Raw genomic sequence first — 23,215 nt, forward strand, 5'->3', positions numbered from 1 at the left:
CAATGAAATTAACAGACTTTCCAAAGACAGACCAAGCTATTATAACAGCTATGAAGTCACATATTGGCCTTGATAGAGCCATTAAGCTAAACACATTAGCCCAACAGCTTAAACTCACAGAACGGGGCTTACAGAGTCGAATTGAGGTGCTACAAGGCATGGGGTGCGCCATTGGCTCAATTGATAACGGTTATTTTATCCCAACGACTGAGGAAGAAAGACGGCTAGGGATCATCAAGAAAATGCGCACAGGGAGCAGTATTTCACGCGCTGTGGACGGCTACAACCTTGCGGAGTTGAATTGGCTTGAACAGTTGGAGGGTATTGAATGACACAAGTAAAAACAGCCCTTCTAGTTGGTATTGAGTATCTTTATAACTTTATGGAAGATACAGTTATCGTTAAAGAGGGAACACCCCAAGAGCGTATCAACGAGATATTAGAGGAGGTTCACGAGTGACGGAGAAAAAAAAGGATATGGCTCTTTTAGATTGGGATGATGAAATAAGTCCAATCAGTACGGAAAAACAGAGCTACTTAGAGAAACAGCGTAAAGCATGGGAAGTATTAGAAAAAAATCTTGAAGCTGTTAAGTCGTTACCGTGGGAAAATTTCGACAACGTCGATAGTGCAAAGATACCTGAAAATTTGGATAGCGTGCATGTCTTACACCAAGATATTTACAGACACCCTTATCTTGAAATTAAAGGAAACGGTGCCGAACCTTTAAGAATAAAACGACCTGGTCTTTACTTAAACAACGGCATAGCCACAGTATCAATCTTTCATGGCACAGTAAATACTGCAGATAAAAAAGAAAAAGATCCCGAGGGAAACGAAACAATTGAAAAAACCACAGTTACAGCCCAGCCTCTCAAAAAGATACCTAGAGAAGTACCTTTTATATTAGATTATCTTTTCGGAAGCATTGTCGTTGATAAGGGGAGCTTATATCTTGTTAAGGGCATACAGTTTATTTTGCTGTCAGATTTAGAACTTTCAAGAATTTATAAAATTTCTAAGAAAGGGAGTCAAGGCGGAAATTTCAATATTACAGAGCTTAGAAAGGTTATCCTATTTATTGATGAACAGCTTAAAATAAAGCCCGCTAAGTCCTTAAAAAGATATACCTTAGCATTCAAAGACTTTCAATTGGACTTATACAATAAAAAGTTACTGCTTGATACCAAACCTAAGCAAGAAGAGTCTTATTTTAAAGTATATGATTGCACCTATCGGGAAGTTATGGACTTACAGCCATTTGTTAGAGATTTTTATGATGAAACTATGAATAATAATGATAGTTTGCATAATGCAACGTTACAGATTATTTATACAATGCTGGTCGCGTGTCGATTAGATACAAAACGGCATTTCTTTGTAAGTAAATCCTTTCCACGTACGGGTAAAAGTTTGAGGCAAGATATTATAGCCACACTCTTTGAAAATAAAACGGTAGAATTATCTAACTTAATCGGTGGTGTATCTGATATTCATTGGGCTGGCTTAGACGGTGGAGAAATGCTTATTGTTCCAGAAAGTGGCGAACTTACGAATATGGATCGTGTGCTTAAAATTTTGGCGACAAACTCCACGCATAAAGCAAGACCACAAGGAGGCAATCCCGTTGATGTTAATTTGAGTGGTGTCCTGTCAATTGATACGAATGAGAAAGTGAGTTTTTCAAGCCAGCTCAGTAGTCGAGCAGTTAATATATCTTTCCATGATAGACCCGCAGGAGAGAGCGATAAGGCGCGTGAGGAGGTCTTTAAACCCTATTGGGATAACTTTACCGAGCAGAAGGCAAATAGTAGTAATTTGAGCCCAAAAGATACTGCAGGTATCGCTTTCCTTATTCATTCTTTTCTTTATTGGCAGTCAGAAGAATTTGTTTTAACGTTTCGCCGAGTGGAGATGAATAACTTTAGAAATACTAGCGATTTTGGAGAAAGTCAAAGTTATATCTTAGAACACCAGCAAAAAACCAGTTTAAATTATACCCCTGTCACTCCTGAACTTTCTGAAATTATGACAGAAGAGTTTGGTCGGAATAAAAAATTAAAAGATCAAAGCATGAGCGAAATTGGTAGAGTCTATAAGCCCAAAAGGTGGAGAGATAACGAGGGAAATACGAAAGTTACTAAAGCGTGGGTTATAGAAGACGCTTTAAGAGCCCAGCGAGCTATCACAACATGGATTGAAAGTTTAATGAGTGACAATTGATAGTGTAACCCGCCAGTAACCTGTTGTAACCGATACAGGTTACAGCCTTTAGACCAGTGATACCAACACCTTATAACCCTTTGTAACCTGTAACCTATATTTATACCCCCCTTAATGTTTTTATTTTATATCTACATAAAAGATGAACTATACCAATTTATAAAATTAACATTTTATGGAGTAGAAAATTTTATTAAAAATTTGTATAGGAACAGGTTACACAGGTTACACGCTAAAAATGTGACAACCATGCGGTTTCGATAGGTTACACAATGGGGTACAATCGGTTACTGACAGGTTACATTTGCTAAAAACGCTTAATGTAACTCATAAATAAAAGAAAATTGATGATTTAAAATCAGTGAAATTACAACTATACCAATTTAGGAAAGGTAAAGAATGGAAGATAAAATAATCAGGGCTGCAAAAGCGTGTATCGAATTTATAAAGCAGGACGGTGGTAATAGTTCCTTTGTTAATATTGAGCACGTCATGGAGCAACACGGGATAAGTATTAGTGATGGTCAAGAGGGCGGTTATGTCTTAAATTTTGGGAAAGATTATTCTAATATCGTTTTATGGGTGTTTCAAAGTATTGAAGCTCATGACGTATGGCACACCTATTAGATAACAAAAATCAAGCTGTACAAGTCCGAGCAACCCAAACGTTAATTTATTTAGTAGACGGTAAGGTACTCAATATGCCACTTGCGAAGTCAAAACGAAATTATAAGAAACCTCATTAGCTACCTACTGTGCTTTCTATTCAAAACAAGGAAAAGAAAAGGAACTAATGCCATGAAAAACCAAAACAGAACACCGCCTATAATCGTCCATAACGCACCCAAGGAAAAACAGGCACTTCTTAATGAGTTCGAGCAGACACAGCGTATACGGCTACCAGTGAGCCTTAGGCACGCACTTATGACATTGAACTATAAAGACCTAGGCAATACGTTGGCTTTTGTGAGCAAGCGTATAGGTACGCCTAGAACCTCAGATAAAACAGAAAAGGAAAACACAAAATGACAGATATTATCAAATTTAACGAAGAACACACACCAAAAACAGAAATCGGAAAAATGAAGTTTGAACTTGCGGAGGCACTAACGGCTATTAGTGACTTACAAAATGGTTACATTTTCCCAAAACTGACAGCAACAGAACGACACGAAAAGTTTAATAAAGCTATGATTACAGTTTGCAATATCTTAGGTATCGATTTAGATATGCACGAACTATTAAAAACGGGTTCAGAGGGCTTTAGCTATTCAGACACAGAGGACTATACCAAGACACTAGAACAATTAGTAAGCAATAACCGAAGCCATGACATCAAAACAAAGCTATTCACTCTCTTTACGCTTGCCAGTGGTCTATCTCATTCAGATACTGACTTTATCGTCGTTGATGATAAGGGAGCAGAAACACCAGCCACACAGCAGGAACTTGCCAAGGCTTTACGCACCAACCTTGTCGAACTTACAGATAGTTTAGGCTATTCGGTAGATGAAGTAACCGAGAGCCACGAAGAGAAACCGCAGGACACGGTAAAATCAATTATCCAAAATATTAAAGATGTTTCTGCACGTCCGAGCGAATACGCTGGGGAAGATATGGATGTCTTAGGCGACCTCATTTACTCTTATGTTGCAGATTTATGTAATGCTCTAGGATTTGAAGATATGAGCGATAGTGAAGTACCTACTAACGAGCACAAGGAGAAACATAAATCTGTAAAGGATATTCTCTTAGCGTTATATGACGATCTTACAAACGAAGATTTGAACCCTGTAAGTCTTAGAGATTTTGGGCGTATCTATGTTTTTGATTTAGCCGATTTATTAGGTATCGAAGAACTCTCTAGCATTCGTGATATTCATATCGTAGAGGGGGAACAGTGGGTAAAAGCTACTGCAGAAAAGTTAGCAGACCAAGAAGTCTATGAAAGCCTACCCGCAGAGGATAAGCTCAACGTGGATATGTTGAATAAGCTCCATGAAGTTCAAGATCACGTTTTACAAAGCGGACAAGATGCTGTAAGCATGAACCAAGTCCAAACAGCTATTTCTATTCTTGAAGGCAGTTTAGGTGTAATCGACCATGAGGAGGAATAATCATAGATAAGATAATTAAGGTCTGTGATTTTATCGCAGGCATACCAAGCCGAGGGCTGGAACAACTTGCCGAAGAGTTCGCACCATTGCCACAGGAACAAATAAATAAACGTGATCCTTACAATGCAGACAATACTTTCTTGGGGTTCAGAGCAAGACCCTTACAACGTAGAAAGCCAAGCGTAACAGAGTGGCTGACTGATGAGGGATTGCAGAAACTTGAAGAATACGCACGACAAGGCTTTAAACAGTCTTACATTGCAACAAAAATTATAAGCGTAGACAAAGCCATTTTCTCGAAATGGAAAAGTACGCACTCAGAAATAGCACAAGCTCTCTCACGAGGTTATGAGAAAGCAAAATAAAAAATAGCCTGGTCGATTGACTGGGCTTTTGGTGGTTAAGTAGGTAAGGTTTTGGGTAGGTATTTCAAAATAAAAATGTACGATATTTCCCTTTCTGCCGTCCCTAAAAAGAGTCTATCTTTCATTATCTGAGTCCCTAAAAAAAGAAATTGCTAATAAATGCTAACATTAAAACCTATATAGAAAGTACGAATTGTTGGAAAATGTAGGAATATCCGTACGAGTTAAAGGGGTACGAAAACCTGACAAAACTTGACATTTATTTTTACCAGAAAGGAACATATAAACATGAGCAAAGCAAAAATAACTGAAGATGAATTTACTAGATTTGAACGCCTATTTTTCAAGGTATGGCACGTCTATGAGTTTGGGAATGACAAGTATTATAGTTTCTCAGATACTGAAATAGAGTATTTAAATAACACCCTTGAACAGTTCAAGCAAGAACACCCGCGAGAGCATGACATCATCATTAGGCACTATCTAAAGCGCGTGTATTATACAACCATAGCAAGAGAGCAGAGAGTATCAGAAGGCTATATTAGAAAGCTGTGTAAGAATGGGGCTTACTACTTCTTGCAACTGTATGATAAAAAATAGGTACGAAATAATACAAAACCAAACGAATACGGGACTTTTTGAGAATTTGAAAAGTAATGTGAAGCCTTGTATTTACTCGCTTAGTAGGAGTTTAACGAAAATTTCAGTGTTTGGTTTTGTGTAATTGATCATACCCTTAAGGAAAAGAGGTACGAAATTGCAGGTTTTTTCATGTTTTCGGAGTTTTTGATTGAATATAAAATAAGTATAAAGCCTTTTGTATACTACATTACTTAGACGTTCGTTAAATTTAAATACTGTAATATCGTACCCGAGTACGAATATAGTTTTAAAAGGTACGATAATACTAATTTTTACTATATCAGAACCCTAAGGTTTTACTAAGGTAAGAGGTACGTATTGTTGGCAAATGTTGGCATAAAAAGTATGTTGATAGCAAAGTTATAAAAGTAGTGTTTGTGCTTGCTATCATTGGCTTAACAGTAATATTTATAACTGAAAACAAAACCCAGGTTACACCAATGAAAGGTACAAGGTTACTACAAGGTTTCCACTAAAATTTTTAGAGTAATAACGGTAAGGTTACGGTAAGGAAAAGGGCTAGTCATGTTGAAAAATGTTGAAGTGAAATGTTGACTTTTGTTGACATGAAAAAAGCCTCTTGAAAGAGGGAGCTTATCAGACAAATACAAGAAGCAAGGTACCTAATTTTAATATAAATTTGCCTGACGTAGTGATTGTACCAAACGTTAAAATATTAATTCAAGTAATACCCTAACTTTTTTTTACAAACGAAAAAAAGCACTTGCATAACCAAGTGCTCTAATGAATATCCTATTTATAGGAAAGGAGAATATAGGATTCGAACCCATGCACCGACTTCTCGGTCTAACGATTTAGCAAACCGTCCTCTTCAGCCTCTTGAGTAATTCTCCAATTTGCCTCTCACTTTGGAAAAAAGACCTGTGTTAAATAAAGCAGTTGACAGACAACAAAATTAGTATACCAGACAATGAGTATAGAGTGCAAATTTTAACACAACTTTTTTCATAAACAAAAAACCACGCTGGCAAGACGTGGAAGTGTAATTCATTTTTCATTAAGTTTAATATTGCCATGAATATTATATCGCATCTAAAAAAGGAGAGCTAAATCATGAGCAATTACAAGTTTTTAATACGTTTCTATTTACTGGGGTTCATACAAGAGTCTACTAGCCGAGCAGAGAAGTTTGTCGAGCGTTTCGGAGGAGATGATACCAATATCAAAAGGAACAGGCAGACTATTGACAAGCTGGACGATATATTTAACCCTCTCAGTGAGCAGGTACTGGAGCTTATGAGGTTAAGATTTGTGGACGAGTTAAAGGTTATAGACGTTGCTGAACGCACAGGACTAACTTATAACAAGGTTTATAGCCTGTGTGCTGAGCCTGTCCGAGAAGTTAAGAAATTGACTAAAGAGTATTACAAGAAATAAATACTGGCATTTAACATAATAGTCTTACAAAATAAAAATCGCAGAAATGCGTGTATGTTATAATTTAGAGTGCAGGGAGTCCATATCCAGTGGGCTTTTTGTGTACCGTCACGCGCTTTTACTGATTTATAAAATATCAAGTAGTTAAGAAATAGAATAGATATGTTTATCAGAGATAATGCTTAATTTGATATACTATTAATAACTTAATAATTTTTAGAAGGAAGACCCATGACCATTTTACTAAAAGATATTTTTAACTTCGAGGATTTGTTAAAAAAATATAATGGAAAAAGAATTAAACTTCGATTTAATACAAATTGGCAAGAAAATAGTATGGTTTTTGATTATGCTGATATGTGTAGAAAAAAAGAAAACAAATTTGTTCCAATGATGTTAACGGTAGGAAATAAAAAACAATCTCGAAACTCAGAAAAGGATATACAGTTCCAATTCATTGAAGTAGAACGTCATAAATGGCTTTTTGTAGGGGCATACGATATAAAAACAAAGCATAGCTTAACTTACGATTTATCTGAGGAGTTCTCAGAAAGTTATGCTGAGGCTGTCAGACTCCAAGAGTACGACAAGTTTATGGAAAAGTTAGTTGTCAATTTTAAAAACCGTGGTCAAAGTTTTTTCTATGTAAACCAAGATATTATAAATAGTATTCATATAAATTCTATTTTGCCTAAGCCTTATTTTGAATTAGATGTCGATTTCCCTGGATATAATAATATTTGTGAGAGTTATTATGATTTAAAACAGCACTGGAATAATAAATCATGGATTCAGGCTTTATCAGAAGTCTATGGTGTCTATTTAATTACCGATATAAAAACAGGTAAATTATATGTTGGATCCGCTACAGGAAAACATGGTATTTATGGTAGGTGGTCAACATATCTTGCTGAGGGATATGATAAAAATGAGTTAGAAGATAGTAAATATCCCAATACAAAACTGAAGGAAATAGTTAATGTTAAGGGAATAGAATATATAAAGAAAAATTTTCAATATAGTATTCTAGAAATATTTAATAAAAATGATATTGGTAAGCAAAATGCATTGGAACGCGAAAGTTATTGGAAAAATATGCTACAGTCACGTAAATTTGGATATAATAATAATTAACCAATTAAATCCCATGTAAAACTAAACTAATAAAAAAGCTCACAGCACAAAACTGTGGGCTTTTAGTATTGAAAAAATGTATCGTTTTAATGATTGATAAAAAGGGCTGTAATTCCAGTAGTTAAGCCAAGTTACAACTTATAAATCAATTTCCGATTATACTATATATTTACCATAATTAAAGGATATTAGATATATTATGTATAGTTAATGATGAACGTCTATGTATCAAGCACCCTGTGCAAAATAAAATGAAAAATTTCGATAGAGGATAGGTTAGGTGTAGTCACGGATAAAGTTGCACAACATTTTAAAAAGTAAAGGGGGTGTTAAATTATTAATTGACTATCCCCCCACCTCTCGAATAAAAAAATAAAAGCTAAAAGAACCGAGTGAGATTAGCTTTTTCCAAGTGTACGGAGTTCTGAAAATATTTTTTTTCTGAGTAGAAATTGCTCAACTGTGGGGATAAATAGCATTTGATAGTGTCCTTAGCACGCATAAGAACTGCGAAAAAGACACAAAACAGAGCTTATAAAGCGCGTGGTTATCACGTTTGTAAAAGTAGTTCTTAAGGGAACACAATAGTGAAAAAGTTTATACACGTTATTTTTAGATCTTGTACTTGTCCTAAAAGCAATGGTAAAAAAGGACTGTTTTTCGTAAGATTTTGGTAATAAAAAAAGCCGTATATTTTTAATATACAGCTCCTTGCCTGACAAAAATTAGTTACGTTTTTAACTACGTTTTAGTTGAAAGTCATTATATGTTATTTATACCTAATTTCATATTTTAATCAATATTTTACATTCAGTGACACTCATTAGGCCTTATTTAAGTGGTGTGGTAAAATATAAGAATGAAGAGTGTTGAAACCCGTGGGCTTGTCCTGTATACTAAAAATTATCGTGAAAAGGATAAGTTGGTCAAGATTTTTACTGAGTCTTTTGGCAAGCGTATGTTTTTTGTTAAAAATTTTGCACGTTCTAAATATGCCAGCAGTTTACAAAACTTTACAGCTGCAAGTTTGATGGGAACAATCAATGATGAAGGTTTTTCCTTTCTTGATGATGTAAGTGAAGCCGTAACTTATAAGCGTATCAGTGAGGATATTTTCCTTAATGCTCATGCTTCTTACATTATTAGTCTAGCTGATGCAGCAATTCCGGATAACCAATATGATTCTTCTCTTTATGCTTTCGTGATTAAGTGTATGGACTTGTTGGATCAAGGTTTTGATAAAGAAATCATTACCAATATTTTTGAAATCCAAGTTTTAAGTCGTTTTGGAGTTGCTCTAAATTGTACGGAATGTGCTTTTTGCCATAGTAAGCAAGGTCCTTTTGATTATTCCTATAAATTCAACGCTTGCCTTTGCAAAAATCATTTTGATGAGGATATGCGTCGCTTACATCTGGATCCAAACGTTCTTTATTTGGTTAATCTCTTTCAGGAAATATCTTTAGATCAACTCGAGAAAATATCTGTTAAAAGAGAGATGAAAGAAAAGATACGTTTATTTATTGATGGTATCTACGATGAGTATGTGGGTATTCATTTGAAATCTAAAAAGTTTTTAGATGGAATGAAAGATTGGGCCGACATTATGAAAGAATAAAAAAAGCATTCAGATGAATGCTTTTTTTATTCTTTTAAACGTGGATAGGTAATCCATCAGCAATTTCAGCTGTATCCATGATAGCTTCACCAAGTGTTGGGTGAGGTTGGATAGTTAAGGAAATATCTTTTGAAGTCAAACCGTTTTCGATTGCAAGAGCAAGACCTGAAATCAAGTCAGAAGCTCCAGGACCAACGATTTGTGCACCAATAACGGCACCTTCTTTGTTCTCTGTAATTAAACGAATGAAACCTGTCGTATCGTCCATTGAGATAGCACGTCCGTTAGCTGCAAATGGGAATTTGCTGATTTTAACTTGATCCATACGATCTTTTACAGATTCAGGTGTTTCACCTACAGTAGCCAACTCTGTTGTTGTATAAGCAACAGCAGGAAGAGCGATATGCAAGTCCACAGCGTCTTCTCCGCCCGCAATGGCCGCCGCCGCAATCTTCGCTTGGAATGATGCTTTGTGTGCGAGCATTGGTCCAGGAACAACGTCACCAATAGCATAGATGTGTGGTACAGAAGTTTGGAATGAGTCATCGACTTCGATGAGGCCACGATCTGTAAGCTTAACGTCAGTGTTGTTAAGACCTAACATGTCAGTATTTGGACGACGACCTACGGATACGAGTAAGTAGTCACCCGTAACAGTTTGTTCTTTACCATCTACTTCGAAAGTTAAAGTAACATCTGTATCTGTTTGAGTCGCAGATTTTGCCATAGCAGAAGTGAAGATTTCTGAACCAGCAGTTTTTACACGGTTAGCAATGATGTCTGACATTTCTTTGTCAAAACCATTCAAGATGTGATCTAATCCTTCAACAATAGTAATTTTAGAACCTAACATACGGTAGGCGCCACCAAGTTCAGAACCGATAACACCACCACCAACGATGATCAAATGTTTAGGGATTTCCTTCAGATTAAGGGCACCTGTTGAATCAATAATGCGTCCGCCGTAAGGGAAACTTGGGATTTCAATTGGACGTGAACCTGTAGCAATAATTGCATTTTGGAAGTTCAACAATTGGAAGCCGTCTTCTTGCTCCACGTTAATTGTTTCATTATCGATGAATTCAGCTGTTCCTTTAATCAACTCAATTTTATGCTTTTTCAGGAGCATTGCGATACCGCCAGTGAGTTGCTTCACAACTTTTTCATCTTTCCATGATTGAGCAGCGGCCCAATCAAGATTTACTTCACCGTTAGAAAGTCCAAAAGGACTTTTGACTGCTTCTTGTTTAAGAGCGTCTTGATAGTGGTGTCCCACGTTAATCAAGGCTTTTGAAGGGATACAACCAATATTAAGGCAGACCCCACCTACGTTATCTTTTTCGATAACAACAACTTTTTTACCAAGTTCAGCCGCACGAATCGCCGCAACGTAACCGCCAGGGCCTGATCCGATGACAACTGTATCTACTTCAGTGGCTTGTGCACCAACAACCATAATTATTCTTTCCTCTTTTCTTCTTAAACTTCCATGAGCATGTAAGCTGGATCAGCTAAAAGACTCTTAAGATAGTTCAATGAACCTTGTCCGAGCATACCATCGATGAGACGGTGGTCATAACTTACAGAAAGCTTCATGTTTTGACCAACAGCTAATTCACCTTCAGCGTTAACGATTGGTTCTTTAACGATTGAACCAAGGCCAAGGATCATAACGTCAGAACCATTGATGATTGGTGTAAACCAAGTGCCGCGAGCAGAACCAATATTTGAAATTGTGATTGTTGAACCGCGCATTTGGTCTGGTTTGATAGAACCAGTACGTACAGCTTCAGCAAGTTCAGAAATTTCTTTAGCAATAGTAAAGATTGATTTCTTATCTGCATTTTTAATCACAGGTACATAAAGTCCGCTTGGCGCATTTACGGCGATACCAATGTTTACATCATTATGGTAAACAATATCCGTACCGTCGATAGATGCGTTAATTTCTGGGAATTTCTTAGCTGTAGCAGCCAAGGCTTTAGTCACGTAAGCAAGGTAAGTAAGTTTAACATCTTGTTTAGCCGCAATTTCTTTGTATTCTTTACGGTGAGCAACAAGTTTAGAAACTTCCACTTGGTCAAAGTTAGTAACCGCTGGAATATTTGCATTTTGTGTGCTCATCGCGTTTGAGATGGCTTTACGTGTTGGCGTCATTGGCTCACGACGATCACCTTCAGCTGCTTGTACAGGAGCTGGAGCTGGTTTAGGAGCAGCAGGTTTAGCTGCATCAGCCTTAGGAGCTGGCTTAGCTTCCGCAGGAGCAGCTGCGCCAGAAGCAAAGGCTTTGACATCTGCCAAGGTTGTGTGTCCATGACGACCTGTAGATTGAACTTGAGTCAAATCAATACCGTGTTCACGCGCATAGTGACGTACAGATGGCATCGCAAGAACGCGACCGTCTGCAGTAGTACGTGTTGTAGCACCACCTTCAGTTTTAGGAGCAGAAGGTGCTGTATCGGCAGCTGCTGTTGTAGCAGCTTTAGGAGCTGGAGTAGCGGCAGCTGTAGAACCATTACCATTGTATTCGATAAGTGGAGCGCCGACTTCAACAGTTGTTCCAGCCTCAACAAAGAGTTTTGTAACTTTACCAGAGTAAGGAGACAAGATCTCTTGCATCAATTTGTCGTTTTGTACTTCAGCAACAGGATCATCTTCTTTGACGTCGTCTCCGACTTTTACAAGCCAGTTGGCGATATCACCTTCGTGCATACCTTCACCGATATCAGGCATAGTGAAGATTTGAGCATCACCTGAAGGAGCTTCAGAAGCAGCAGCGGGAGATGCTTCAGTAGTACCAGCTTCACCTGAGCCATCTCCATCATATTCGATAAGTGGAGCGCCAACTTCAACAGTTGTTCCAGCTTCAACGAAAAGTTTTGTTACAGTACCAGAGTAAGGAGACAAAATTTCTTGCATCAATTTGTCATTTTGTACTTCGGCTACTGGATCGTCTTCTTTAACGACATCTCCGACTTTTACAAGCCAGTTGGCGATATCGCCTTCGTGCATGCCTTCGCCGATATCAGGCATTTTAAAAATTTCAGTCATAATCTACTACCTCTTTCACTTTTTTCACAATATCGTCAGCTTTAATTGCCCAGTCATTTTCGGCTTGAGCAAATGGGAAGATAGAATCTGGCCCCGCTACACGGCCGATAGGTGCTTTAAGTGACAGAACGAAACGTTCTGAAATTTCCGCCATAACGTTAGCAGCAATACCAGCTGTACGTTGAGCTTCTTGAACGACAACAACACGTCCAGTTTTTTCAACTGTTTCACCGATTGATTTGATGTCAAGTGGTGAAACAGTACGCAAATCAAGAACTTCAGCGCTAACACCTTCTTTTTCGAGTTGTTCAGCAGCCTTGATAGCCAAAGGAACTGTACCACCATAAGCGATAATTGAAACGTCTGAACCTTCTTTAGCAACCACTGCTTGGTCTAAAGGTGTTGTGTAATAACCTTCTGGAACTTCACCCTTAACAGAACGATAAAGGTGTAAGTTTTCAAGGTACATTACAGGGTCATTATTTTCAATGGCTGCCAAAAGGAGACCTTTAGCATCAGCCGGATTTGAAGGCATAACAACACGAAGACCAGGAATTTGAGCAAAGAGCCCTTCAATAGAATCGGCATGCATTTCAGGTGTTTTTGTACCGATACCATAAGGTGTACGGATAACAATTGGGTTATGACGTGTGTTATTAAAACGGTAACGTGTACGAGACATTTGTCCAGCAATTGAGTCAAAAACTTCATACACAAATGTGCCAAATTGGATTTCCATAACAGGGCGGAAGCCTTGAGTTGAAAGACCAATTGCTAAACCACCAATACCAGATTCAGCTAAAGGTGTGTTGAAGACGCGGTCTTCTCCGTGTTTGGCTTGGAGTCCGTCGGTTGCACGGAATACCCCACCATTTTGTCCAACGTCTTCACCGAAGATCAATGTGTTTTCGTCACGTTCAAGCGCCAAGTCAAGCGCTTCTGTGATTGCTGCAATATAAGTTTTTACTGCCATGTTTACTTGCCCTCACTTTTAAATTTTGCAATTTGTTCTGCCATCACTTGGCTAGGTACTTCAAGTGTGTTTTTCAAGAAGCTTGAGATTTTTTGTTTTTCAACATTATTTGCTTTCTTGATGTCTGCATCGATACGAGCATCAAGTTCTGCGATATAAGCTTCTTCTTGAGCATCATCCCAGATACCTTTTTCAGTCAAGTAAGTACGCATACGGAGTAATGGCTCTTTTGCCCACCAAGCATCAAGTCCTTCTTGGCTACGGTAACGAAGTGGATCATCACCAGCTGTTGAATGTGGCTCCAAACGGTTAGTAAGAGCTTCAATAACTACCGGTCCATTACCAGCAACAGCCCAAGCACGAGCTTCTTTAGCTGCTAAATACATAGCGATTGCATCGTTACCGTCTACAACGATAGAAGGCGCACCAGCTGCCCAACCTTTAGCAGCCAAGTGAGGTGCTGCTGTTTGGAGTTCACGTGGTGTTGAGATTGCATAACCATTATTTTGGATAAAAGCAACAAGAGGAGCTTTGTAAGCAGAAGCAAAGTTGATACCTTCATAAGTATCACCTTGAGATGAACCACCATCACCTGTGTAAACAAAGGCAACTGCATCTTTTTTACGTTTTTTAAGGCCCAAAGCAACACCAGCAGCTTCAACATATTGAGCACCAATGATGATTTGTGGGAACCAAGATTTTACTTCCGCACCTTCGTCTGTTGTATATTCGTTACCGAGTTGGTGACCACGAGACCAGAGGAGCCCCTTCCAAATTGGCCAACCTTTTGCGTAAATTTGTGGTAAGTCACGATAACCTGGAAAAAGCCAGTCTTCGTCAGTGAATGCAAAAGCAGAAGCCATTTGAGAAGCTTCTTGACCTGCAGTTGGTCCAAAGAATCCCATACGACCTTGCTTAGCAAGCTTCATGCAACGGATGTCAATTTGACGACTAAGAAGCATGTTTTTAAAGAGTTCTACTAAATCTTGATCTGAAAGATCGGCACGTTTAAGGCCTTCTTCGTCAACGATTTTTCCATTTTCGTCTAAGATTTGAAGCGTTGGAAATGCGCTATCTTGTAATTCTAATTGTTCTTTGAAATCGAGGATTTTTGTGCTGTTTGACATAAATATCTCACTTTCTTCTTCATTCTTGTTTTTAAACTAATTCATCAGCTCTAAAAAGCTGTGAAAGTTCGTTGTTTTCAATTGTTCCAAAATACTGACCTGCTTTGTTTTTCTCTAAAACTTCATAGACAGCATCTGGATTAAATGGAAGACCGATAAAATCTTGTTTGATATCACGCCAGTCACGGACACCAAGGAAATCCCCCAAGAAATTAATATCAGTAATCAGACCATTATCAACGTCAACTTGGATATCAATTGATCCACCAGTAAATTTGGCATGGTTGTTGAAACTGAATTTAGGGCTTTCACCATAATTCCAATCCCAAGTTGAAAATTGTTCATCACGTGCAACCTTTATACCAGCCAGCTGTTCATCGCTCAGAATATATTCACCATCTTTACCTTGGTCCGTCAAATAGTATTTGAGGGCATCGATAAAAGTATCTAAGTTTAAGTCAGGGGCAAAGTCTTTAATGTTCCCGACACGTGCGCGAACAGATTTAGCAGCCTTAGAGACAAACTTTTCGTCAGAGACATTCAGTGAGCGGATCATCGCCTCCACATCAGTATCCCAAAGTAAAGTACCGTGGTGCATAAGGTAACCACCAGCGTAACGTTGAGCGTTCCCCGAAACTTTTTTCCCCGAAATTTCTAAATCATTTCTTCCAGTAATTTCGGCTTCAATACCAAGGGAGCGAAGTGCATCATACATGGGTTTCACGAATTGATGAAAGTTGACCTGGGCTGAACTGGCTACGGGAACAAAAAATGTAAAACAAATATTTCCCTCATCATGATAGACAGCACCACCACCAGATACGCGACGTACAACTTGTACATCATGTTGATCAATATAATCTTGGTTTATCTCAGCAAAAGTATTTTGGTTACGTCCAACGATAACAGCGCGCTTATTTTGCCAAAGGGAAAATACGGGTTCGTCTGCTTTCAGATTGTTTAATAACCAAGAATCCATCGCAATGTTAGTATAGGCATCCTGCCCGAGATAATTGATATATTGCATAGATTCTCCTTCCATTAAAAATATATGTCAAATGTCTTTGACATTGAACACATATAGTTTCATTATATCCCTTGTGAAATAGAATGTAAAGAAAAATGACTCCGCTATCATAATTGAATATTATGCTATTTCTTTGAAAAATTTGTGAAGTTATGAATGTAAAAAAAACATGCATTGGCATGTTTTTTATGAGTTCAATAATTTTTATAAATCTTGCCTGATGTGTCGTGCTTTTTCAGGAAAATCTGTAAAAATTCCTGCTATATTATGCTGAAAGGCATAGCGCATGTCCGTTTCCGAATCAATCCCCCAGAGCCGGATTGGCCGATGATCAGAAGCTAGAAGTTCGGGGTACTTTAAAACATACTTTTTTTTCAAATGAAGACTGGACATAAAGTTCTCTACTTTATTTAGGCTTACCTTCTGTAATTTTTTACCTGCAAGGTAGGCTATTTCATCTTTTACACCGAGATCCTGAAGCCGCTGAAGTGTATTGACATTAAAAGAAGAATAGATGATTGTAAATGGAAGAGTTTGTTGAGCAACCAACTCCAATACTTTTTCTTCGATATCTGGGTAGTCAATAATGTCGGTCTTAAACTCAATGTTTAAGAAGCCTGTAAAGTTCTCTTTTGTCAGCAGATTTATAACTTCCTGTAATGTAGGAATACGTTCTCCCCTGAAACGGCTATCAAACCAAGAGCCAGCATCTAATTGTTTAAGTTCTGCCAGTCTTAAGTCACGGACACGTCCTTTTCCAGAGGTTGTCCGATTGACTTTTTCGTCATGAATGACGACTAATTGATTATCCTTAGACAGATGGACATCGAGTTCAATACCGTCTGATTTGACACGAAGAGCTTCTTGGAAGGCGGCTAACGTATTCTCAGGTCGGTTACATTTTGAGCCACGGTGAGCAAAAATAAGACAAGTATTCTGATTTTTCATATAAGAATCATTTTTCTCTAAGTCCATATCTTTTCCTTCTAAATATTGTATTCATCTTCGATAGCCGTGACAAAATCATGCATAATTTTATCTCTTTTCTCAGCTAATTTTTTAGCATGTGCTGTGTTTAGTAAATTTTTGAGCAAAAAGAGCTTTTCGTAAAAATGATTGAGCGTTGTGCCTTGGTTTTGGTGGTAAGTATGCTTATTCTCAAACTTTTCGGGTAATATTTGTGGGGCGTAAAAGGTGCGACCTTTGGCCCAGCCATACTCTAAAGTCCGCACAATGCCCCAAGCGCCCATCGCATCAAGACGGTCGGCATCTTGGACGATTTGACCATTGATGTCGAGTTCTTTTTTCTCCAAAAGGTTAGTAGAATAACTCATATTGTCAATGATGTAAAAGATTTTATCCTGCTTCTCTTTGGAAAAATCTAAGGAAGTTAAGAAGGCTGCAAGGTCCTGTTTGTGTTTGTCAACATTGGCACAGAGCTTTTCATCATAGATATCGTGCAGGTAAGCCGCAGCAATAACTAAATCCGAATCTGCAAGGGGCTCAGTAGCAAGAATTTGCTTTGCGAGCTTGACAACGCGACTGACGTGATCAAAGCCATGTCCATCATTGTTATTCTCATGGATTTTCTTGGCAAATGCGGCAATTTTTTCTTGAGTTGTCATAAGTTCTTGCCTTCTTTTTATTTAGCATCAAAGTAGTTAATACCCATCGCTGATTTTACTTCAGATAAGGTATTTGCAGCAACAGCGCGTGCTTTTTCAGAGCCCGCTTGAAGCATATCATAAACAGCGCCCATGTCTTTAGCGAATTCGATGCGGCGTTCACGAATTGGAGAGAGTTCACGGTCGAGAATATCCAATAGATAGCGTTTAGTTTTTACATCTCCTAAGCCCCCAGCTTGATAATGCTCTTTCATCTCAGCAATAGTAGTAGCATCTTCCTCACGTCCAAAAACATCAAGATAATGGAAGACCATATTGCCCTCAATTTTACCTGGATCCTCAACCTTGATGTGGTCGGGATCTGTGTACATGCTCATCACTTTCTTTTTGAGCGTATCCATATCATCAGCCAGATAGATGCCGTTACCAAGTGATTTAGACATTTTTGCATTCCCATCAAGCCCAGGAAGACGTCCTGCCGCTTCATTTTCTGGATAAAGTCCTTCAGGTTCAACTAAAACGTCACAGTTATATGCATTATTGAAAGAACGGGCGATTTCGCGACATTGTTCAATCATTGGTTTCTGGTCATTTCCTACAGGAACCAGATTGGCTTTAAAGGCTGTAATATCTGCGGCTTGAGCGATAGGATAAACTAAGAAGCCAGCAGGAATAGATTCACCAAAGGCTTTTTGAGCAATTTCTGTTTTAACTGTAGGATTACGTTCAAGTCGTGCTAGAGAGACTAAATTCATATAATACATTGAAAGTTCTGCCAATTCAGGAATTTGGGACTGGATAAAAATGGTTGATTTTTCTGGATCGAGGCCAGCAGCCAAATAATCTAAAGCCACGTCTCCAACAGATTGGATAATTTTTTCTGGTTCTTTAGCATGATCGGTGAGTGCTTGTTGGTCGGCAAGGAAAACAAACATGTTGTATTTTCCTGTGTTTTGTAGAAGCACACGATTTTTAAGTGAGCCAACATAATGTCCGATATGGAGTTTGCCCGTAGGGCGATCGCCAGTTAAGATTGTAGGTTTATTCATGATAGTTCTCTCCTTCTTGATGTACAAATTTTTATAACAAAAAAACCCGTAAAGCATTGTAAAAATACTTTACGGGCGTTAACACGCGGTACCACCGTAATTCGAAATTCCTTAAGAATTTCCTCTAGCTCGTCCTAGGAACGAGTGCTTTTTTAACGGGAGCAGCCGTGATTTATATTGCTTAAAATCATTTTTTGTTATTATCAGCCCATTCACTTTTCTGAAAACATTGACTTGCACAACCGTCAACTTCCTAAAGAATTCTTTGAAAAGCTACTCTTCTGATAGTACAAATTCTACATTTATTTTCAAATAATGTCAAATAAGTCTGAGCCCAATCTCTTGAAAAGGCTATAATAAAATCCTATACTGAGAATATAGGAAAACTAACTATTTATAACATAAAAAGGAGAAAAATATGGCAAATGTATCCACAGCATCAGCACAATGGCAAGGAGATTTAGAAAATGGTTCAGGTACCATCAGTCTAGATTCTTCACAAGTATTTACTGATACACCTTATAATTTTGAAGCGCGCGCAGAGCATTCGGCATCAATAACAACCCCAGAGGAACTTTTGGGTGCAGCACATGCTGCTTGTTTTAGCATGGCATTCTCATTGCTTTTAAGCGAAAAAGGTTACAAGGTCAATAATATATATACCCAAGCAGATGTTACCTTTGCGGTAACAGCCGATGGTCCTGCGATTACAAAAATCCATCTGAAAAACCAATCTAAAATTGCTGGAATTTCTGATGATGAATTCCAAAAGTTAGCAAAAGAAATCGAAGCAACATGTCCGGTTTCTAAAGCTTTAGCATCAGTTCCTATTGAACTTGATGCTGAATTAGTGATTTAAACTACAGTTATTAACATGTGGAAAGGTGCCTCCATATCTTTCCACATGTTTTTTTTGTACAAAAATAAAGTTGTAAACATGTGCATAACCTTTCGAGCAAGACAAGAGGAGTTGTCAAGAATGTGTCAACTAAGTTTACATGTGGTTCATCTGGTTTTGGTTACAAATATAACACTAAGAAGTGAAGTGTGTTCATGTATGTATAATAAATTACTTTATAATTTCGATTAAGTATCTTCATAGGACTTTCCTATAATTTGTAGTAGAATAAAGAGAGGAATTTCGCAAACCACACCATAATAAAAGAAAAGTAGGCCTTCAAAGGTTTACGCCCTAGAAATGAGGGAGGTGCAAGTATGCAAAAAATGAAAACAAACAAAAACGATGTGCTAAAAGAGTTGGCACAGTTGAATCGTGACGAGCTTTTTGAACGTTTAAACACGAGTTTTACGGGTTTGAACGCTGAACAGGCTGAGGAACGCTTAGACGAATACGGACCGAATGTGGTTGCAAGTCAGCAACCCATTCCCTGGTATATTATTCTGCTCCATGCTTTTAAAAATCCATTTGTTTTTGTTCTTGCTTTTTTGGCAGTTGTTTCCGCATTGACAGGAGATATGGAGGGCGCACTTTACATGTTGCTCATGGTTACCGTATCTGCTGGTGTTAGTTTTGTACAGGAATACAAGTCACAAAAAGCTTCAATCGCTTTACATGAGATGATTGAAAATACCACAAATGTTAAACGTGGAGCGGAAAATTTTGAAATCCCAATGGACGAAGTTGTTCCAGGAGATATCATTCAACTTCAAACGGGAGATATGATACCAGCAGATGCTATTCTACTCTCACACCGAGATCTCTTTATCAATCAAGCCTCTTTAACCGGTGAATCTTTCCCAGTCGAGAAGCGTTTGCCGGAGGATTTAGATGAAGATGAGCAAATTGATTGGGAAGTTACGTCAGCACTTGATGCTCCAAATGTTCTCTTTATGGGAACAGATGTCTTATCAGGAAATGGTGAGATTTTAATCGTTAAAACTGGTGCTTCTACCATGTTCGGTGATATTGCCAGTAAAGCCACAGCAACAAAGGTTGAATCCGCTTTTGATAAAGGATTGAGCCGTGTAAGTCGCCTTCTATTGACTTTAGTTGCGATTATGTTCCCAGTTGTTTTGGTTTTGAACTGGGTAACAAAAGGCGATTTTGAAACATCATTCTTCTTTGCCATCGCTGTAGCTGTCGGTCTTACACCTGAAATGCTGCCCATGATTGTCAATGCGAACTTGGCTAAAGGTGCAGTGGCTCTCAGTAAAGAAAAAGTCATTGTAAAAAATCTATCTGCTATCCAGAATCTAGGTTCGATGGATATACTTTGTACAGATAAGACAGGCACAATTACAGAAGACCGTGTCGTTATGGTTGAATATGTAAATTCTCGTGGCAATAAGGCAGATGAAGTATTAAATTCCGCTTTTATCAATTCTAACTTCCAAACCGGTTGGAAAAATCTGATGGACGTTGCTGTCATTGACTATTTCAAAAAATTGGGCCGTGAATTGCCTGATGAAAATATTACAAAAGTAGATGAGATTCCTTTTGATTTCTCACGTCGTCTTTTATCTGTCGTTGTAAAAACCGATAATAAAAACTTGATGGTCACAAAAGGTGCCGTTGAGGAGATGCAAGCCATCTGTACACATGTAATGGAAGACGGGAAACGTGTTGAAATTACGGAAGAACGTTTAGCAGAGATGAAAGAAGTCAACCGTGAAATGAATATGCAAGGCATGCGTGTCTTAACTATTGCTGAACGAATCATTTCAGATGATGAACTAGAAGACTTTGACTCTGATAGCGAGCGTGATATGACACTTGTCGGATTTATCGGTTTCCTGGATCCGGCTAAAGAATCTGCTGCTAAAGCAATCAATAGTTTACAAAATCACGGTGTAACTGTAAAAGTGTTGACAGGTGATAATGCCATTGTAGCGCAAAAAGTTTGTGAAGATGTTGGAATTCCGGTTGATCGTTATTGTATCGGAAGTGAAATTGATCTTATGGATGATGAAGAACTGTTCAATACAGCTATGGAAGTACACCTTTTTGCAAAATTAAATCCGATGCAAAAGGCACGAATTATTGAACTTATTCGTAAGGTTCACACGGTTGGTTTTATGGGAGACGGAATAAATGACGCCCCAAGTTTACGTGCGGCAGATATCGGGATTTCAGTTGACACTGCAGCCGATATTACTAAAGACGCCTCAAATATCATTCTGCTCGAGAAAAGTTTACAGGTCTTGGAAACGGGTGTCACTGAAGGACGTAAAGTCTTTACAAACATGATGAAGTATATTCGTATCACTTTATCCTCAAACTTTGGGAATGTCTTTTCAGTCTTGGTGGCTAGCGCCTTTTTACCTTTCTTGCCAATGCTCAGTTTACAAATTTTAACTTTGAATCTGATTTATGACATGAGTCAACTTTCAATCCCTTGGGATAATGTTGACGAAGAAGACATTGCGCGTCCAGTGAAATGGCAAACTAAAGGTCTTGCCCGTTTTGCATTTATTGTTGGACCCGTGTCTTCTATCTTTGACATCATCACTTTCCTTGTATTGTGGTATGTCTTTGGCTTCAATACAGTTGCCCATGCTAACCTTTTCCAAGCAGGTTGGTTTGCAGTCAGCTTAGGTACACAAGCTTTGGCTTTCCATATCTTGCGTACCAAAAAAGTCCCCTTCTTGCAAAGTCGTCCTTCATTGCCAGTCATTCTTTCCACAATTGGCGCATTTGTCGTTGGCTTTACATTGATTTTAAGTTCATATGGATCAATTATTGACTTAGCACACTTGCCTGTTCAATTCTTCTTCTACTGGGGTCTAATTATCCTTGCTTATCTCTTATTGTTACAGTTTGTCAAAAATGTGTACTACAAGAAATATAACTAATAAAAAAGCTTTACCATAATGGTAAAGCTTTTTTATTAGTTTTTGTCTTCGAAATGTTTCACTAGTTGGCCAGTAACATCCGTTTCTAGCATCCGATGGATTTGACGAATCGTTGAAACAATGGCCTCAGGGCTAGAATTACCGTGAGCCTTGATAACAGGTGCTTTGACACCTACTAAAGCTGCACCACCCGCGCTATCGGTACTCATCGTGTCTTTGAGTTTACTGAGTTCTTTTTTCACAAGAGCACCACCGATTTTAGTGGTGAATCCTCCATTCATGATGCCGTTTTTGATTTGACGCATCAGAACACTTGCAGTCCCTTCGATAGCTTTAAGCACAGCGTTTCCCGTGAAACCATCAGCGACAACGACATCAGCTGCTCCAGTCAAGATGTCACGCGATTCAATATTACCAATAAAATTAATATCTTCAATATTTGAGAGTAAAGCATGCGTTTCTTTAATCATCGTTGAACCTTTTGATTCTTCAGATCCGTTGGAGAGAAGTGCTACACGAGGATTTTTAACACCACGTACATTGGCCGCATAGTAGCTTCCTAAAATAGCGAAGTCAGCCAGATGTTCAGGTTTATTTTCAGCGTTAGCACCTAAATCTAACATATCGAAGCCTGTACCATCTGCAGTAGGAAGTGTACTCATAAGAGCTGGCCGGTCGATCTGTTTGATGCGACCGACAATAAATAAGCCAGCAGCAAGCAGAGCACCAGTGTTTCCCGCAGAAAGAACAGCATCAGCTTCACCATCTTTGACTGCTTTAACCGCACGGACGAGAGAGCTATCTTTTTTCTTGCGGATAGCTTTTACTGGCTCATCGTGGAAGTCGATAAGCTCAGTTGTTGCGATGATTTTTACGTTTTTTTCATCCTCTAAATGTGCTTTAATTGCTTCAGGTTTTCCGTAGAGCTGAAACTCAATATTTGGAAATTCTTTTTTTGCTAAATTAATTCCTTTAACGATTGACTCGGGTGCAAAGTCGCCACCCATAGCATCAATTGCGATTCTCATAGTGTATCCTCCGATAATTTCTCTG

At 38.3% G+C, this 23,215-nt stretch carries 22 protein-coding genes and 1 tRNA gene; 13 read left to right on the plus strand and 10 right to left on the minus strand.

The features are described 5' to 3' along the window. Window positions 1-2 precede the first annotated feature (2 nt). The 8 genes from P3G65_RS00210 to P3G65_RS00245 all read left to right on the plus strand — a co-directional run bounded on the left by P3G65_RS00210 (window position 3) and on the right by P3G65_RS00245 (window position 5,305). Complete coding sequence (locus tag P3G65_RS00210) at window positions 3-332, plus strand: HTH domain-containing protein (RefSeq protein WP_019292805.1); 330 nt, start codon at window positions 3-5, stop codon at window positions 330-332. Further along, window positions 329-460 (plus strand): hypothetical protein, encoded by a 132-nt coding sequence (locus tag P3G65_RS00215; RefSeq protein ID WP_019292804.1) that lies wholly within the window; start codon window positions 329-331, stop codon window positions 458-460. The genes P3G65_RS00210 and P3G65_RS00215 overlap by 4 nt, the downstream gene beginning before the upstream one ends. After that, window positions 457-2,223 carry a hypothetical protein gene (locus P3G65_RS00220; protein WP_195917646.1) on the plus strand — a complete coding sequence of 589 codons (1,767 nt, stop codon included), beginning with the start codon at window positions 457-459 and terminating at the stop codon, window positions 2,221-2,223. Before P3G65_RS00215 ends, P3G65_RS00220 begins: the two co-directional genes overlap by 4 nt. A gap of 399 nt (window positions 2,224-2,622) precedes the next feature. Beyond that, window positions 2,623-2,850 carry a hypothetical protein gene (locus P3G65_RS00225; RefSeq protein ID WP_019292802.1) on the plus strand — a complete coding sequence of 76 codons (228 nt, stop codon included), beginning with the start codon at window positions 2,623-2,625 and terminating at the stop codon, window positions 2,848-2,850. Continuing rightward, the gene (locus P3G65_RS00230; RefSeq protein ID WP_306723670.1) at window positions 2,835-2,969 is read left to right on the plus strand and encodes a hypothetical protein; all 135 of its coding nucleotides are present in this window, start codon (window positions 2,835-2,837) and stop codon (window positions 2,967-2,969) included. Before P3G65_RS00225 ends, P3G65_RS00230 begins: the two co-directional genes overlap by 16 nt. 279 nt (window positions 2,970-3,248) lie before the next feature. Continuing rightward, a complete protein-coding gene (locus P3G65_RS00235; RefSeq protein ID WP_195917647.1) occupies window positions 3,249-4,340 on the plus strand; it encodes a hypothetical protein in 1,092 nt (363 codons plus the stop codon). Window positions 4,341-4,426: 86 nt separating this feature from the next. Continuing rightward, window positions 4,427-4,705 carry a hypothetical protein gene (locus P3G65_RS00240; RefSeq protein WP_019292799.1) on the plus strand — a complete coding sequence of 93 codons (279 nt, stop codon included), beginning with the start codon at window positions 4,427-4,429 and terminating at the stop codon, window positions 4,703-4,705. Between the two features lie 288 nt (window positions 4,706-4,993). After that, the gene (locus P3G65_RS00245) at window positions 4,994-5,305 is read left to right on the plus strand and encodes a hypothetical protein (protein WP_019336069.1); all 312 of its coding nucleotides are present in this window, start codon (window positions 4,994-4,996) and stop codon (window positions 5,303-5,305) included. A gap of 808 nt (window positions 5,306-6,113) precedes the next feature. Here the strand turns inward: P3G65_RS00245 and P3G65_RS00250 are convergent. After that, window positions 6,114-6,201: transfer RNA gene (locus P3G65_RS00250), tRNA-Ser, on the minus strand. Between the two features lie 220 nt (window positions 6,202-6,421). On the opposite strand from P3G65_RS00250, the gene P3G65_RS00255 reads away from it, so the two are divergent. The 3 genes from P3G65_RS00255 to recO all read left to right on the plus strand — a co-directional run bounded on the left by P3G65_RS00255 (window position 6,422) and on the right by recO (window position 9,497). After that, window positions 6,422-6,745 carry a sigma-70 family RNA polymerase sigma factor gene (locus P3G65_RS00255; protein ID WP_019292797.1) on the plus strand — a complete coding sequence of 108 codons (324 nt, stop codon included), beginning with the start codon at window positions 6,422-6,424 and terminating at the stop codon, window positions 6,743-6,745. A 231-nt stretch (window positions 6,746-6,976) separates the two neighbouring features. Then, window positions 6,977-7,879: a GIY-YIG nuclease family protein gene (locus P3G65_RS00260; RefSeq protein WP_019292796.1), complete on the plus strand. Its 903-nt coding sequence runs from the start codon at window positions 6,977-6,979 to the stop codon at window positions 7,877-7,879. 859 nt (window positions 7,880-8,738) lie between these two features. After that, window positions 8,739-9,497 (plus strand): DNA repair protein RecO, encoded by a 759-nt coding sequence (gene recO / locus P3G65_RS00265; protein WP_019292795.1) that lies wholly within the window; start codon window positions 8,739-8,741, stop codon window positions 9,495-9,497. A gap of 34 nt (window positions 9,498-9,531) precedes the next feature. On the opposite strand, the gene lpdA is transcribed toward recO, so the two are convergent. The 8 genes from lpdA to trpS form a co-directional block, all read right to left on the minus strand. Beyond that, on the minus strand, window positions 9,532-10,953 hold the full coding sequence (gene lpdA, locus P3G65_RS00270) for a dihydrolipoyl dehydrogenase (RefSeq protein ID WP_284071210.1): 1,422 nt from the start codon (window positions 10,951-10,953) through the stop codon (window positions 9,532-9,534). A gap of 23 nt (window positions 10,954-10,976) precedes the next feature. Further along, complete coding sequence (locus P3G65_RS00275; protein WP_019292152.1) at window positions 10,977-12,548, minus strand: 2-oxo acid dehydrogenase subunit E2; 1,572 nt, start codon at window positions 12,546-12,548, stop codon at window positions 10,977-10,979. Further along, window positions 12,541-13,521 (minus strand): alpha-ketoacid dehydrogenase subunit beta, encoded by a 981-nt coding sequence (locus P3G65_RS00280; RefSeq protein WP_003133589.1) that lies wholly within the window; start codon window positions 13,519-13,521, stop codon window positions 12,541-12,543. The genes P3G65_RS00275 and P3G65_RS00280 overlap by 8 nt, the downstream gene beginning before the upstream one ends. 2 nt (window positions 13,522-13,523) lie before the next feature. Continuing rightward, a complete protein-coding gene (locus P3G65_RS00285) occupies window positions 13,524-14,648 on the minus strand; it encodes a thiamine pyrophosphate-dependent dehydrogenase E1 component subunit alpha (RefSeq protein WP_284071211.1) in 1,125 nt (374 codons plus the stop codon). A 31-nt stretch (window positions 14,649-14,679) separates the two neighbouring features. Next, window positions 14,680-15,675 carry a lipoate--protein ligase gene (locus P3G65_RS00290; protein ID WP_019292151.1) on the minus strand — a complete coding sequence of 332 codons (996 nt, stop codon included), beginning with the start codon at window positions 15,673-15,675 and terminating at the stop codon, window positions 14,680-14,682. 204 nt (window positions 15,676-15,879) lie between these two features. Further along, on the minus strand, window positions 15,880-16,650 hold the full coding sequence (locus tag P3G65_RS00295; protein ID WP_019292150.1) for a glycerophosphodiester phosphodiesterase: 771 nt from the start codon (window positions 16,648-16,650) through the stop codon (window positions 15,880-15,882). Window positions 16,651-16,661: 11 nt separating this feature from the next. Then, window positions 16,662-17,300 (minus strand): HD domain-containing protein, encoded by a 639-nt coding sequence (locus P3G65_RS00300; protein ID WP_019292149.1) that lies wholly within the window; start codon window positions 17,298-17,300, stop codon window positions 16,662-16,664. Window positions 17,301-17,317: 17 nt separating this feature from the next. Then, complete coding sequence (gene trpS / locus P3G65_RS00305) at window positions 17,318-18,349, minus strand: tryptophan--tRNA ligase (RefSeq protein ID WP_019292148.1); 1,032 nt, start codon at window positions 18,347-18,349, stop codon at window positions 17,318-17,320. Between the two features lie 418 nt (window positions 18,350-18,767). Here trpS and P3G65_RS00310 point away from each other — a divergent pair, with 418 nt between their 5' ends. Further along, entirely contained in the window at window positions 18,768-19,208 is a 441-nt protein-coding gene (locus tag P3G65_RS00310; RefSeq protein ID WP_019292147.1) for an OsmC family protein, read from the plus strand. A gap of 356 nt (window positions 19,209-19,564) precedes the next feature. Next, window positions 19,565-22,162 carry a magnesium-translocating P-type ATPase gene (gene mgtA / locus P3G65_RS00315; RefSeq protein WP_019292146.1) on the plus strand — a complete coding sequence of 866 codons (2,598 nt, stop codon included), beginning with the start codon at window positions 19,565-19,567 and terminating at the stop codon, window positions 22,160-22,162. Between the two features lie 35 nt (window positions 22,163-22,197). Here mgtA and plsX read toward each other — a convergent pair whose 3' ends face one another. After that, the gene (gene plsX / locus P3G65_RS00320; RefSeq protein ID WP_019292103.1) at window positions 22,198-23,190 is read right to left on the minus strand and encodes a phosphate acyltransferase PlsX; all 993 of its coding nucleotides are present in this window, start codon (window positions 23,188-23,190) and stop codon (window positions 22,198-22,200) included. Between the last annotated feature and the right edge of the window lie 25 nt (window positions 23,191-23,215).

The sequence above is a fragment of the Lactococcus sp. bn62 genome, assembly GCF_029492705.2.
Lineage (GTDB): Bacteria > Bacillota > Bacilli > Lactobacillales > Streptococcaceae > Lactococcus > Lactococcus petauri.

Bases quoted from the DNA above. Each gene is read 5' to 3' on its own strand.
- P3G65_RS00280 (WP_003133589.1), bottom strand. From the start codon at position 13,521: ATGGCAGTAAAAACTTATATTGCAGCAATCACAGAAGCGCTTGACTTG.
- mgtA (WP_019292146.1), top strand. From the start codon at position 19,565: ATGCAAAAAATGAAAACAAACAAAAACGATGTGCTAAAAGAGTTGGCA.
- P3G65_RS00215 (WP_019292804.1), top strand. From the start codon at position 329: ATGACACAAGTAAAAACAGCCCTTCTAGTTGGTATTGAGTATCTTTAT.
- P3G65_RS00235 (WP_195917647.1), top strand. From the start codon at position 3,249: ATGACAGATATTATCAAATTTAACGAAGAACACACACCAAAAACAGAA.
- P3G65_RS00230 (WP_306723670.1), top strand. From the start codon at position 2,835: ATGGCACACCTATTAGATAACAAAAATCAAGCTGTACAAGTCCGAGCA.
- P3G65_RS00210 (WP_019292805.1), top strand. From the start codon at position 3: ATGAAATTAACAGACTTTCCAAAGACAGACCAAGCTATTATAACAGCT.
- P3G65_RS00225 (WP_019292802.1), top strand. From the start codon at position 2,623: ATGGAAGATAAAATAATCAGGGCTGCAAAAGCGTGTATCGAATTTATA.
- P3G65_RS00295 (WP_019292150.1), bottom strand. From the start codon at position 16,650: ATGGACTTAGAGAAAAATGATTCTTATATGAAAAATCAGAATACTTGT.
- P3G65_RS00255 (WP_019292797.1), top strand. From the start codon at position 6,422: ATGAGCAATTACAAGTTTTTAATACGTTTCTATTTACTGGGGTTCATA.
- trpS (WP_019292148.1), bottom strand. From the start codon at position 18,349: ATGAATAAACCTACAATCTTAACTGGCGATCGCCCTACGGGCAAACTC.
- P3G65_RS00260 (WP_019292796.1), top strand. From the start codon at position 6,977: ATGACCATTTTACTAAAAGATATTTTTAACTTCGAGGATTTGTTAAAA.
- P3G65_RS00275 (WP_019292152.1), bottom strand. From the start codon at position 12,548: ATGACTGAAATTTTTAAAATGCCTGATATCGGCGAAGGCATGCACGAA.
- P3G65_RS00285 (WP_284071211.1), bottom strand. From the start codon at position 14,648: ATGTCAAACAGCACAAAAATCCTCGATTTCAAAGAACAATTAGAATTA.
- P3G65_RS00300 (WP_019292149.1), bottom strand. From the start codon at position 17,300: ATGACAACTCAAGAAAAAATTGCCGCATTTGCCAAGAAAATCCATGAG.
- recO (WP_019292795.1), top strand. From the start codon at position 8,739: ATGAAGAGTGTTGAAACCCGTGGGCTTGTCCTGTATACTAAAAATTAT.
- P3G65_RS00290 (WP_019292151.1), bottom strand. From the start codon at position 15,675: ATGCAATATATCAATTATCTCGGGCAGGATGCCTATACTAACATTGCG.
- lpdA (WP_284071210.1), bottom strand. From the start codon at position 10,953: ATGGTTGTTGGTGCACAAGCCACTGAAGTAGATACAGTTGTCATCGGA.
- plsX (WP_019292103.1), bottom strand. From the start codon at position 23,190: ATGAGAATCGCAATTGATGCTATGGGTGGCGACTTTGCACCCGAGTCA.
- P3G65_RS00310 (WP_019292147.1), top strand. From the start codon at position 18,768: ATGGCAAATGTATCCACAGCATCAGCACAATGGCAAGGAGATTTAGAA.
- P3G65_RS00245 (WP_019336069.1), top strand. From the start codon at position 4,994: ATGAGCAAAGCAAAAATAACTGAAGATGAATTTACTAGATTTGAACGC.